Here is a 12,292-nt window from a genome sequence, read left to right on the forward strand (position 1 = left end):
GGGGGCGCCTCTACGGATCAGACCGGAATGGGATTGGCGATCAGTTCGAGATTGAAGCCCTGCACCAGCGCGTGCTCACCGCTGCCTGGGTTATCCCGCAGCGCCTTAATCTCGTCGACGATCACCTCTGCCGCCTCGGTGGCGAGACCGGCCATCGTTTTTTCGATGAAGATGTCGAGCGGCATGGCGCGAGAGTCGCCGCTCTTCTTGATGAGGTCGGTATCGACCCAGGGTGGCGCGATCTCCTGCACCGAAACGCCGGTTTCGCGCAGCATGAAGCGCTGCGACAGCGCATAGGAGTGCAGGGCTGCCTTTGTGGCCGAATACACAGCCGTTGTCGCCAGCGGCACATAGGCCAGGATGGAGGTGTTGTGGATCACCGTCGCACGTGGCTGGGCCTTCAGATGCCCAATCAGCGCCGATGTCAGCCGGATCGGCCCGAGCAGATTGGTGTCGATGATCTTGCGCGACGTCGCATCGTCGATCGTGCCGCCCGCATCGTCGAAGGGCATGATGCCGGCGTTGTTGATCAGCACGTTCAGGGTCGGATAGGCCTGCGTCAGGCGGCCAGCCACCCGTTCGATATCGGCGGCATCGGCGATGTCGAGTTCGATCCCATCGATGCCCGGATTGGCCGTCGTCACCTCGTCGAGCAGYGCCCGGCGGCGCCCCGCCACGATCACCTTGTTGCCGAGCTTGTGGAATGCCTCGGCCAGGCCCCGCCCAATGCCCGAGGTCCCCCCGGTGATGAAGATCGTGTTGCCGGTCATCTGCATGGCGTCACCTGGTATCTCTCGTTGAGGCAGACCGGGCACTCCCCGCCGCCGATGGACCGACAATCGCAAACAATCGCAATGTCTCAAATGACACATAAGCGTCGATTTGAGACATTGCGTCGCGAAATCTCGCTATCGCCGAACGTTGACGGCCGCGCGGTCTGCGGGCTGGGCTCAGCCTTCGAGAAAGCGATCGATCTCGGCCGCGAAGTCGTCGATGTGCTGAAACAGGAAGGCGTGTCCCGCGTCCGGATAAAGCACCAGCTTGGCATCTGGCGCCTGCTGCGAGAGCACATAGGAACGATAGGCCGGCAGCATCACGTCGTGAGCGCCGTTCGCGACGAGCATCGGCAGCCTCAGCTCCTTGGCGCGGTGCAGTACGCCAGGCCAGCTCGACACCGCCTTAACCTGCCCCATGAACGACACAGCGCTGACCGGCGGCCCCCGACCTGGCGCCGTGGCGATGCGGGCGAGCGAGCTGCGGCCGGCAGCGACCGCGCTTTCGCTCTCCGGATAGAACAGGAACAGGAAATCGTCGGCGTCGTTTTCCGGCTTTGTCATGATCTGCGGCACTCGCGGATGCTGCTGCGGACCGTCGGCGACCGGCCCCGGGCTCGACCCCGCCACGATGAGCCGGCGGACGAGCGCCGGGAAATCGAGGGCGAATTGCTGGCTGACCACGCCACCCAGCGACCAGCCGAGCAGATCGACCTGCGAGCAGCCGAGACGCTGGATGAATTCGGCCGCGACGGCGGCGAGTCCCGCGACCGTCTCCGGCACGCTCCCATCGGAGCGCCCTATGCCCACGCTGTCGAAGCGGATCACCCGCCTGTCTTGTGAGATCGCCGCGATGAAGGCCGGGTCCCAATCGTCCATCGTGCCGCGGAAGCGCTGAAGGAGGACCAGCGGCAAACCGCCGATCGGTCCGTCTTCACGCCATGCCAACCGCCCGAAGGATGTTTCCAGCGCATTGATCTCGGATTTGACGGCCACGCTTGCCTCCGGCGTTCGACCTTGACGGTCGAGACAAGCTAGGCCCCACAGTCGTCCGCTCCTAAGTCAACAAGGCGGCAATTCCGGACATGGCCGCCGCCATGGCGTCTTCTTTTGGCTGCCGGAGCGGCACCTGACGCGTTATGCGAACCGAGTTGGGTGCGATGGCTTCGCTGGCCGGGGAACTACTCGCCAGCCTCGGCCATGCCAGATGTCACGTCGCCTGCCTGTTCCTGCGCTTCCGCCAGGCGTAGATTGCGACGCAGCGTCTGCGGCGGGTGCCCGAAGAAGCGCAGGAAAGCCCTGCGCATCCGATCGCGATCGGCAAAGCCGGTATCGCGAGCGACGATATCCATCGGATGCCTGCCATCCTCCAGCATCGCCTTCGCCGCCTCCAGGCGCAGCCGCTCGACAGCCTTCGCCGGGGATTGCCCGGTCTCTTCGCGAAACACGCGGGTGAACTGCCGTGGGCTCAGGCTCGCCGCATCCGCGAGTTCCTCGACGGTCAAGGCGTTGCGGAGATTCTCTTTGGCATAGACGAGCGCTCGTTTCACGCGATCGGAGCGCGGCTCAAGTTCAAGCAAGGCCGAGAACTGCGACTGGCCACCGGGCCGCCGATGATAGATGACGAGCCGGCGCGCGACTCCCCGGGCCAGCTCCGCGCCATAGTCATCCTCGATCAGCGCCAGGGCTAGATCGAGCGCGGAGCTCATTCCTGCCGATGTCCAGACATTGCCGTCCTTGATGAAGATGCGGTCGTCGTCGACCCGCACGGCGGGGTAACGCTCCTGCAGCGTCTTGGCATGGGCCCAGTGCGTCGTGGCTGATTTCCCATCGAGCAGACCTGCTTCCGCCAGCGCGAATGCGCCTGTGCAGACGCCAGCGACACGGCGGGAATGCTGGCCGGCAGCGGCGATGTAATCGCGCAACGCCGTCGTAAGGGGCCGCGGACGCAACTCGCCGAGAACCATGAGGGTGTCGGGAAATTCCCCTAGCGGGACGGTTTCAACCTTCATGCCCAAGGTAGATAAGATGCCCCCGCCTCTCTCCGACATGACGGAGACCGAGTAGGCGTGGCGGCCAAGCTGCAGGTTGGCGAACTCGAATGCAGACAAGGCAGCCAAGCCCATGACTTGGAAACCGTCTTCCATGATGAAGCCGACATGTCTCATCCGCACCTCCACCTCACCGGTTTCGCTTGATAGCATGATTTCATGCACGGCAGAGCGGGGCTCGAAAGCCGTCACGCCAGTCGGCCACCATTGGGCGACATAGCCAGCGGCGCGCAGGCTTCAAGACACAAGGCTGACGGATCGCGCGGATTGTCCCAAATCGGCGTGTCTTTGACGGATCGAGCCGCCGAATATCCGTCTACATCCCGCAAGGTGCATCAGCGAGGCGGCATCATGGTCAAAGCCATTTTTGATCCTCTCAAGCCTGGGTTCATCCCCGTGGAGGGGTATAAGCTTCGGATTCTGCGAAGCCCGGGGCTCGGCCTACCGATCCTCATCACTGCGCCCTGGCCGCAGAGCATCTACGCATTTCACGCGATCTGGGACGACCTGATGCAGCTCGGCCCCGTCATTGCGGTCGATCTCCCGGGCTTCGGGCGCTCGGATCATCGCTCCGAACTGATGTCGCCGGCAGCCATGGGGCAATTCGTCATCCGCCTGGCCGCAGAGCTCGGCATCGCACGGTGGCATGCCATCGGTCCCGACGTGGGCACCTCGGCGATGCTGTTCGCGGCGGCCACCCGGCCCGACCTGTTCGAAAGCCTCGTGGTCGGCAGCGGCGGCGTCGACATGGGCCTGCTCGGCAAGGGCTTGCGGAGCGTGATCGAGGCGAAGCCGGGGACGTATGGCGAGCCCGACGGCGGCGCCCAGGTCGTCGGCACGATCACCCGATTGACGCGTGCGACCCCACCGGCCGAGGCTATGGAAGATTTCCGCCTGTCCTCACTGGGGCGGCGCTGGATCGAGGCCGCGGACTATGTCAGGGCCTATCCGCGCGATCTGCCGAGGCTCCAGGCCCTCTTGCCGACGGTGACGACGCCCGTCCTCGTGATCTCCGGCAAGGACGACCCCATCGTGCCGCCGGCCAACGGCGAGCTTCTGGCGCGAAACCTTCCCCATGCCGCCCACCGGGTATTCCATGCCGGCCATTTCGTCTGGGAGGATGATGCCGCGGGCTATATGGATGCCGTTTCGGCCTGGGTCACGGGCGGCTATCGTCAGGTCTGACCGCCGCCCGAGGCTTCCCGTGTGTCGGCGGTGAGTTCCCCGTAGAGCCCGCGCGTGCCCCAGTCCTCTTCCTGGCCCCGGTGCGAGCGCTCATTTTCAAGATCTGCGGCAAGGAGCTGGGCCAGGGTCGATGCGGCGGCCTTCGACGCCTGCAGGAACCCATTCTCGTCTGCACTCGATGGCCGGCTCCGACCAAAGAGCGAGCGGTCGTGCATTCGAAACAAGGCTGCAGACCGATGCGCCCGGTGAGCGCGAAAACCGAAACGGATCAAGGCTTCCTTCCCGATCGAAAGACTGGATTCATAGGTCTCGCTCTCGACGTGATCCGCTCCAAGGCGCAGCAGCTCGTAGGCATGGCGCCGATCCCACGCACGCGAGAGGATCACGAGGTGCGGAAACGACGTCCGAGCCGTTTCGACCAGATGGCTGATCTGCTCGCGCTCGTCGATGGCGACGATGAGGATCTTTGCCGTTTCCGCTCCCGCGGCGCGAAGAAGGTCGAGCCGGGTTGCATCCCCGAAATTCACGCGCTGATCGAAGCGGCGCAGGATTTCGATCTGGGTCAGGCTCGTGTCCATGATCGAGATCCGCAGGCCGTTGGCCTGCAGCAACCGGCCCGCGATCTGCCCGAAACGGCCGAACCCGGCGACGATGACATCGACGCGATCCTCGAATTGGACGTCTGGCGCGGCCTGCTGCGACGGAGCGATCCGGCGACGGATGATGCGGTCCAGCAAGAGCATCAGCAGCGGCGACAGCAGCATCGAGATGGCAACGGCGGCAGGCAGCAGGCGCGACAGCTGCTCGGGCAGCAGCGCAAACTGCTTGGCGAAGCCGATGAAGACGAAGATGAACTCCCCGCCTTGCGCGAGCAGGACAGCCAGCGAAATCGCCTCGATGGGACGGAAACGGAAGGCGCGGGAGGCCGCGTACATCGCGAGCGTCTTGGCGAGCATCAGGCCCACCGCGATCGCGATGACGGAAAGCGGCTGGCTTCGCAGCAGTTGGAGATCGAGTCCCGCTCCGACCGTGATGAAGAACAGCCCCAGCAGCAAGCCGCGAAACGGATCGATGTCGCTCTCGATTTCCTGCCGAAACTCGGTTTCGCTGAGGACAACCCCGGCGATGAAGGCACCCAGAGCCGGCGACAGACCGACGACGGTCATCAGAGCCGCCACGCCGACGACGAGCATCAATGCCGCTGCGGTGAAGACCTCGCGCGAATGCGTTGCCGCGATAAATCGGAACAGAGGCCTGACGGCGAACCGGGCTGCGAGGACGACGAAGACTACTGCCACCAAGGCCTCGGCGCCGCGCAGCCAGGCGGCCGGATTGCCCTCCGCTGCCGCAGATGCGTTCGACGCCAGCAGCGGAACGACGAGGAACAGCGGGATGATGGAGAGATCCTGAAACAGCAGCACACCGAAGCAGGCACGGCCGATGGTCCCCGACCGCTGCCCCTTCTCTTCCAGTGTGGCCATGACGAGCGCGGTCGAACTCATCGCGAGGATGAGAGAAAGCGTCACCGAGACCGCGAAGGAGAGCCCCAGCATCATGGCTATGGGCGTGATCACCACCGACACGGCGAGCATCTGTGCCATGCCGAGCCCGAAGATTAGTCCCTTCATCTGCCACAGCAGCGCAGGGCGAACCTCCATGCCGATGAGAAACAACAGGATGACGATGCCGAATTCGGCGACATGGCTGACGGCGGCAATATCGCCCGTCAAGGAGAGCAGGCCCGGGCCGATCACGGCGCCTGCGATGATGTAGCCGAGAACGGATCCGAGCCCCAAACGCTTGGCCAGAGGGACGGCGATGACGCCGGCAAGCAGATAGACGAAGGTCCGGACCAGGATTTCGCCGGTGCTCATATGACGGTCTCCCGCATCAGATTGTCGAGATAGCGCCTATATCCCTGCGCTGCCTGCTCCAGCTGCTCTCCACGCAACCGAGGGGCGTCATGGAGCAGATGGGGCGCGGCCCAGTGCATCTGGCAGAGCGCCGCTGTCCGCTCCAGCGGCCGCAGGAATTCCTCCACCCTGTAACCGTTGCGACCGTCCTCGCGGTAGCTCCGCTCATCGCCGCCGGTGGAGGCCGCACAGAACAAGGTCTTGCCGGCAAGGCGCGGCGCGCTGCCGCCATAGGCGAAGCCGTGAAGCCAGACGAGGTCGAACCACTCTTTGAGGACAGCCGGCACCGAATACCAGAACAGCGGGAACTGGATCCCGATCACCTTGTGGCGCAGCAGCCTTTCCTGCTCCGCAGCGACGTCGATCTGATAGTCTGGATAGGCTTGGTAGAGATCGTGGATCTCGATCCTGGGCTGCTCGGCCGCCGTTTTCGCCAGGCGGGCGTTCACGACGCTGCGGTCGAGCCGCGGGTGAGCGATGACAAGCAGGCCAGTCGGCTCGACCGGGTTCGTCTCCTCTGCGACCGGGCTCAAGATCATGTGGTCTGCTGAGTTTTGCATCGTCGTCGGGGCGTTTGATCTGGAGGAGGACGTCGCGGCGGTCAGCGCGTGGCCGACGGAGCCGGTGGGGCTGGCAGCAGCCTTCCCCTGACTAGGAGCCAGAGTGTCCGCAGAACGATCGCGCCCATCGCGATCGAGACGAATGCAAACACGACGGGCGCCAGGACGGAGACCGGACCTGCATCGCCGCGGCCGACGAGTTTGACCATCGCCGTTGCCAGCGCGGTGAGCCCGAAGGTGAAAGCCCAGACCGAGGCTGTGACACCGGCAGCGAAGATCCACCGTGCCAGCCGCGCGAGCAGCAGGAGCTGCAGCAAGCCGTAGCCGATCAGGCCGTAGACGACGATATCAGGCGGGCCGCTCGTGACGCTTAGATAGGCCGCGGCGCCGACCGTAGGCGGAGCCAGCTGGATGCCCAGCACCGGCCGCAGCGGCGGCGGCATCTCCGGCGCTGTGTAGAGCCTGTGGAGCAGAACGGATTCGATCGCCAACCAGCTCAGGAGGCCAGCCCCGAAGGCGAGGCGGCCCCAGTCTCCGAGCCCGAATGTCGTCAGGCCGATCGCGGTGACATAGGAACCTGCGACCGTCGGCAGATAGAGGACTGGCGTCGTCGCGGCCAGATCGCGCGTGCCCTGCCAGAGGATGCCGGTGCGCCACAGGGCGAAGACCAGAGTGAAGGTCAATCCCGCCGCAAAAAGCGCCACCGCGACGGGGCTGGAATAGGGGTTGGCGGCAATCGCAACCAGCATCGTCGCAACTCCGACCAGCCCGATGAAGCAGCACTGGACCGGGTGGTTCGCCTCCCCGATGGCTTCGCTGCGAGCCGCCAGCCATTTGGCGGCGAAGAGGACAAGGAGAACGGCCCAGACGAAACCGCCTGCCAGCATCAGGGCCTCGCCGATCGCAGCCGGCAGCCCCCAGACCTCATGCGCCGCCCGCCAGCTATTGCCCCACCCGATCAGCCCCAGGACCATGCCGAAGAAGGAGGCGGGGATGGCGAGGGGTTTGCTCATGGATCTGTCCATCCGGGTTGGGCTTTGGGTTGTTCGGCTAGGTGGCTTAATGAGACGCGCGCCTCCGCGAGCGAGGAATATCTCCGCATCTCATCGGCCCGGTCGGGACATGGCGGACCTTAGCGGCAAACCCAGCAGGACCGCAGGACGAAGACGAGGCAATTCGGGACGTGGGCGCGAAACATCCCTGCGCGGGACGTCCCGATTGCCTGTCTTTGCACCACAGACGCGCTCGTGGCTCTCGAAGGGATTTGTCCGAAATCGCCTCGTCTTCGTCCTGCGCGCTGGCCCCGCCCCCTTTAAGGTTCATGCTTCATTCGCGCAGTGGGAAGCGGTCATGACAAGCATCAAGGTCAACGGGGCTGCATATGAGGTCGATGCGGAAGCGGAGACGCCCTTGCTTTGGGTTCTGCGCGATACGTTGGGATTGACCGGGACGAAATACGGCTGCGGCATCGCCCAATGCGGCGCCTGCACTGTACTAATGGACGGTCAGGCCGTCCGGTCCTGCCAGATGCCGCTCGACAGCGTCGGCACCGCGGAAATCCGCACGATCGAGGCGATCGAGCAGGATCCTGTCGGCCATAAGGTCGTCGAGGCATGGGTGGCGCAGCAGGTGCCGCAATGCGGCTATTGCCAGTCGGGACAGGTCATGGCCGCGACCGCGCTACTCAAGCAGACGCCGAAGCCGAGCGATGCGGACATCCAGGACGCCATGACCAATCTCTGCCGTTGCGGGACCTACAATCGGATCGCAGCGGCGATCCATCAGGCCGCTGGTTGAGGAGGGATCGACATGAACATGCTCGCAGCGATCAAGTCCACCAACGCAACTGCGCTGATCCCCGTCGAAGGCGTCGCCAATCTCTCTCGCCGGGGCGTTCTCGGTGGCGCGGCCTCGCTGGTGCTGGGCGCTCTGCTGCCCGCCATCCCAGCGCGCGCCCAGACCGCTCAGGCGGTCAAGCCGGGCACACGCGTTGCCGCCTTCCTGGTCATCGGCAAGGACAACAGCTTCAAGATCCTCAGCCCCTTCGTCGAAGGCGGTCAGGGCATCAACACCGGCATGGCGCAGACGATCGGCGAGGAGCTCGACGTCAACCCGGCCCGCTTCGAGGTGGAATGCGCGCCACCCGGACCCGACTACGCCGTCATCGACGGATTGCGGATGACGGGCGGCAGCTTCTCGACGCGCTCAAGCTACATGCCGATGCGCCGGCTCGGCGCCAGCGCGCGCGAAATGCTCATTCGGACAGCCGCGGCGCGCCTGAAGGTCAAGCCCGACAGTCTCACGACCGAAGACGGCCATGTCGTTCACGCGGCATCCCGTCGGCGCGTAGCCTATGGCGAACTCGCCGAGGAGGCCTTGAAGCTCACCCCCGCCGCCGAGGTGAAGCTGCGCGACCCCGCAACCTTCCGCTGGCTGCGAAAGCCCGTACCCCGGCTCGACGTTCGTGAGAAATCGACCGGAAAAGCGATCTACGCGATCGACCAGAAAGTCGACGGCATGCTCTACGCGGCCGTGCAGCATGCGCCGCATCTCGGCACGAACCCGACCGGGATCGCGAATGAAGACACGCTCAAGGCCATGCCGGGAGTCCATGGCGTGCACCGCTTGCCCGGCGCGGTCGCCGTCACCGCAAACAGCTGGTACCGGGCTCGCAAGGCGGTCGAGGCGGCGGACGTGACCTGGTCCGCGCCGCCTGCGAGTGGCTTCGACGCCGTCGCGGCGGACTACTCTTCGGCGGGCCTGCTATCCAAGCTCAAAGGCAACACCGCCCAGGCCGTCTCGGCCGAAAAGGAGGGCGATGTTGCGGCAGCCTTCGCCAAGGCCGTTAAGACCGTAGAGGCCGAGTACGATGCGCCATACCTCGCTCATGGCCAGCTCGAACCGCCCTCGTCGATCGCGCGCTTCAACGCGGATGGTTCGCTGGAGCTCTGGCTTCCCAACCAGATGCCCGAGCTGTTCCAGTCGGTCGCGGCTCAGGCGGCCGGACTGCCGCCGGAGAAGGTGATCCTGCATTCGCCGATGCTCGGCGGGTTCTTCGGGCGCCATTTCGTCTATGGGCCCGGCAATCCCTTCCAGCAGGCGATCCTATTGGCGAAGGAAACCGGCAAGCCGGTCAAGCTGCTCTGGTCCCGCGAGGAGGAGTTCAAGCGCGACGCGCTGCGCCCGTTGAGCTTCAGCCGCTTCCGGGCCGCGATTGGCCCCGATGGAAAGCCGACCGCCATCCAGGTCCGTACCGTTGGAGAAGGACCGCTGGGACGCTATTTCGGCGCCGGCGCGAAGGGCGGGGTCGACAGCTCCGCGGTCGAGGGCATCGTCGAGAAGCCCTATGCCATCGCGTCCCGCAGCATGGAGTATGTCCGCTTCCCCCATCCCGTGACGATCGCCTTCTGGCGTTCGGTCGGTCACTCGATGAACGATTACTTCTACGAGGGCTTCTTCGACGAGATGGCCGATGCCGGGAAACAGGACCCCTTCCAGCTCCGCATGGAATTGCTGAAGGACAAGCCACGCCATCGGAAGCTGCTGGAGACGGTGGCCGCGATCTCGGGCGGTTGGAAGCGCGGCCCCTATGATGCGGAGGGCGGCAAGCGGGCGCGCGGCGTAGCCATGGCCTCGCCCTTCGGCTCGGAAACAGCGACGATCGCCGAGGTCTCGCTCGAAGCGGGCGAGGTCAAGGTTCACAACCTCTGGATCGCATTCGATCCCGGCAGCATCGTCAACCCCGCGATCGTGAAGTCGCAGGTCGAGTCGGCGGCAGCGCTAGGGCTCTCCGCCACGCTGTTCGAGGAACTCGTCTATGATGGGGGCCTACGCCAGTCTCACAATTTCGATGACTATCCGATCCTGTCCCGAGCCGCGATGCCTCAGGTTCATGTCGAGATCGTCGAGAGCGGAGCGCCGATGGGCGGCGTCGGGGAGCCTGGACTGCCCGGCGTTCCCCCGGCAGTGGTCAACGCGGTTGCCGCCCTGACCGGCCGGCACATCCGAAGCCTGCCTCTGTCGAAGGCGAAATTCGGAAGCTGAGCCGGAGGAGAGAACTCTCTTCGCCGTCGCGGCCCCTGTTCGAGATCAAGCATAGCGAACATCGATAAGGGCGCGCGCCGGTGATGTTCACCGGCGCGCGCCCGAGTGTTTTTGGGCGGCCCGCCCCTACTGCGCAGGCAGCGTCTTCAGGAATGCGATGATATCGCTGCGATCCTGTGTGTTCGGGACCGCGATCGCCATGGTCGTCCCGGGAACCGCCTTCGCAGGTCCCCCGAGATAGGTGTCGAGCTGCTCCTCGGTCCAGGTCAGGCCGGAGCCCGTCATCGCCTTCGAGTAACGAAAACCGGGAGCGCTCGCCGCCGGGCGACCGACGACGCCGGCGAGTCCGGGTCCGATCTTGTTCTGGCTCCCGGCCGCATGGCAGGCGGAGCAGCGGGAGAACAACGTCTTTCCCTTTGCCGCGTCGCCCTCCGCATGCGCGAGACCGGCACTCCCCACAAGGCAGGCGATCAGCAGAAGTCGTTTTCCCAGCATCATGACTCATCCCTCTCTCAAAGACCGGCCACTGCGGCCGCGATCCGGATGCGGATGAGGTTAGGCGGCAGCCGAATGCAGCCCGAGGACGAAAACACGCTGTTTCGGGACGCAAAGATATTCCATCACCGGCTTGAAGCTGGGTGAGGCCACCGCGCTCTGGCCGCCACCGGCGATCCGAGCGAAGCAGGTTACGCTTGCGGCGCTCAGCCTGAGTGAGGGCGTGGATCTGACCGACGTGAAGGCGAGGATGACTGCTCCGTTGATGGCAATGTCCTCGGCCGCCCTTTTTACAGCGGTAAGATCCCTCCAAGCTCAGTTGAGAGCGCGACGTGCGTCCAGATAGGCGATGACATCAACGAGCCCGGCCACGGTCTGCAGCTTCTCGATCGGCCGGGCATTGAGGGGGATGTTCGCGCTGGCAAGCCAGCTTGCGGCGATCTCATCGTCACCGCCGACAATTGCATCGAGCGAGCGAAACAACTGCACGAAAAGGACGGCAAGCTCGAACGGCTTTGTGCCAGGCTCAAGTGCAGAGCCGCCGCGCCTGATGCGCGAGATTGTAACCTCACTGACGCCGATGATCGCGGCAAGCGTCTCGGAGCTGATCTTGAGCTGGTCCGCTGCCCGAATAGCGGCTTTGGTGACGACCGCGCCCGATTCAGCAGATGAAACAGGGAAATGTTGACCTGGCACGACAATTCCTTTTCTCGGATAAGGACGACGGCGCCCGTTAGCGTAAGAGAGACAACCCCGAGCGGCGCGGGCCTAGCCGGGCCAAGGCCAGTATCATTGCCCGAACCTAGACCTCGACGATACAGTCGATCCGGAAACCCGGGTTCTCTCTTAATCCATCGCGCGGGTAACCGGCCTGGTTGGCAAACACCCGCGTTTGCCCGACTAGGTAATCGTGAGAGCCGTGATCGTGCCCATGGATCCACAACTCCGGCCTGGTGGCCTCGATCAGCCAACCGAGATTCGACACGAATGCCGGAGACAGTGATCCACCCTGATGTCGCGGCTGCACCGAGCCTGGATGCGGCGCATGGTGGGTTACGACCACAGTGGGCCCGCCGTGCTGCCGCTCGAGTTCCTGCCTCAGATAATCGCGGTCTTTGCGATGTTTGAATAGCCCCTAGATTCCTGGACGCCTTCTTCCCTAATTTTGAGGCAAGGAGGCCATGATGGGGCCCGGACATTTTACGGACGATTTCAAGCGTGATGCGGTCGCGCAGATCACCGAGCGGGGCTACCCCGTTGCAGAGGTGTCG

11 protein-coding genes are annotated in these 12,292 nt (G+C 64.6%); 3 read left to right on the forward strand and 8 right to left on the reverse strand.

From position 1 onward, the window contains the following. Positions 1-17: 17 nt before the first annotated feature. The 3 genes from AB4Z16_RS22310 to AB4Z16_RS22320 all read right to left on the reverse strand — a co-directional run bounded on the left by AB4Z16_RS22310 (position 18) and on the right by AB4Z16_RS22320 (position 2,941). Positions 18-776, reverse strand: a complete 759-nt coding sequence (locus AB4Z16_RS22310) for an SDR family oxidoreductase (protein WP_441470822.1) — start codon at positions 774-776, stop codon at positions 18-20. Between the two features lie 174 nt (positions 777-950). Next, complete coding sequence (locus tag AB4Z16_RS22315) at positions 951-1,769, reverse strand: alpha/beta fold hydrolase (RefSeq protein WP_441470821.1); 819 nt, start codon at positions 1,767-1,769, stop codon at positions 951-953. A gap of 185 nt (positions 1,770-1,954) precedes the next feature. Then, a complete protein-coding gene (locus AB4Z16_RS22320) occupies positions 1,955-2,941 on the reverse strand; it encodes a GlxA family transcriptional regulator (RefSeq protein ID WP_441471081.1) in 987 nt (328 codons plus the stop codon). 279 nt (positions 2,942-3,220) lie between these two features. On the opposite strand from AB4Z16_RS22320, the gene AB4Z16_RS22325 reads away from it, so the two are divergent. Then, positions 3,221-4,009 carry an alpha/beta fold hydrolase gene (locus tag AB4Z16_RS22325; protein ID WP_441513504.1) on the forward strand — a complete coding sequence of 263 codons (789 nt, stop codon included), beginning with the start codon at positions 3,221-3,223 and terminating at the stop codon, positions 4,007-4,009. Here the strand turns inward: AB4Z16_RS22325 and AB4Z16_RS22330 are convergent. From AB4Z16_RS22330 to tehA, 3 genes are all read right to left on the reverse strand, one after another. Next, entirely contained in the window at positions 4,000-5,883 is a 1,884-nt protein-coding gene (locus AB4Z16_RS22330) for a cation:proton antiporter domain-containing protein (protein WP_441470819.1), read from the reverse strand. The two genes, AB4Z16_RS22325 and AB4Z16_RS22330, sit on opposite strands and share 10 nt — an antisense overlap. Continuing rightward, entirely contained in the window at positions 5,880-6,461 is a 582-nt protein-coding gene (locus tag AB4Z16_RS22335) for an NAD(P)H-dependent oxidoreductase (RefSeq protein WP_441470818.1), read from the reverse strand. Before AB4Z16_RS22335 ends, AB4Z16_RS22330 begins: the two co-directional genes overlap by 4 nt. Before the next feature lie 62 nt (positions 6,462-6,523). Next, complete coding sequence (gene tehA, locus AB4Z16_RS22340) at positions 6,524-7,495, reverse strand: dicarboxylate transporter/tellurite-resistance protein TehA (protein ID WP_441470817.1); 972 nt, start codon at positions 7,493-7,495, stop codon at positions 6,524-6,526. Between the two features lie 337 nt (positions 7,496-7,832). Here tehA and AB4Z16_RS22345 point away from each other — a divergent pair, with 337 nt between their 5' ends. Together AB4Z16_RS22345 and AB4Z16_RS22350 are read left to right on the forward strand one after the other, a co-directional pair. Beyond that, entirely contained in the window at positions 7,833-8,279 is a 447-nt protein-coding gene (locus AB4Z16_RS22345) for a (2Fe-2S)-binding protein (RefSeq protein ID WP_441470816.1), read from the forward strand. A gap of 12 nt (positions 8,280-8,291) precedes the next feature. After that, complete coding sequence (locus AB4Z16_RS22350) at positions 8,292-10,526, forward strand: xanthine dehydrogenase family protein molybdopterin-binding subunit (RefSeq protein ID WP_441513505.1); 2,235 nt, start codon at positions 8,292-8,294, stop codon at positions 10,524-10,526. 126 nt (positions 10,527-10,652) lie between these two features. Here AB4Z16_RS22350 and AB4Z16_RS22355 read toward each other — a convergent pair whose 3' ends face one another. Together AB4Z16_RS22355 and AB4Z16_RS22360 are read right to left on the reverse strand one after the other, a co-directional pair. Beyond that, on the reverse strand, positions 10,653-11,024 hold the full coding sequence (locus AB4Z16_RS22355) for a c-type cytochrome (protein WP_441470814.1): 372 nt from the start codon (positions 11,022-11,024) through the stop codon (positions 10,653-10,655). Positions 11,025-11,336: 312 nt separating this feature from the next. Next, complete coding sequence (locus AB4Z16_RS22360) at positions 11,337-11,717, reverse strand: MbcA/ParS/Xre antitoxin family protein (protein WP_441470813.1); 381 nt, start codon at positions 11,715-11,717, stop codon at positions 11,337-11,339. Positions 11,718-12,292: the final 575 nt, after the last annotated feature.

Source organism: Allobosea sp. TAF32, assembly GCF_052113585.1.
Taxonomy (GTDB): Bacteria; Pseudomonadota; Alphaproteobacteria; order Rhizobiales; family Beijerinckiaceae; genus Allobosea.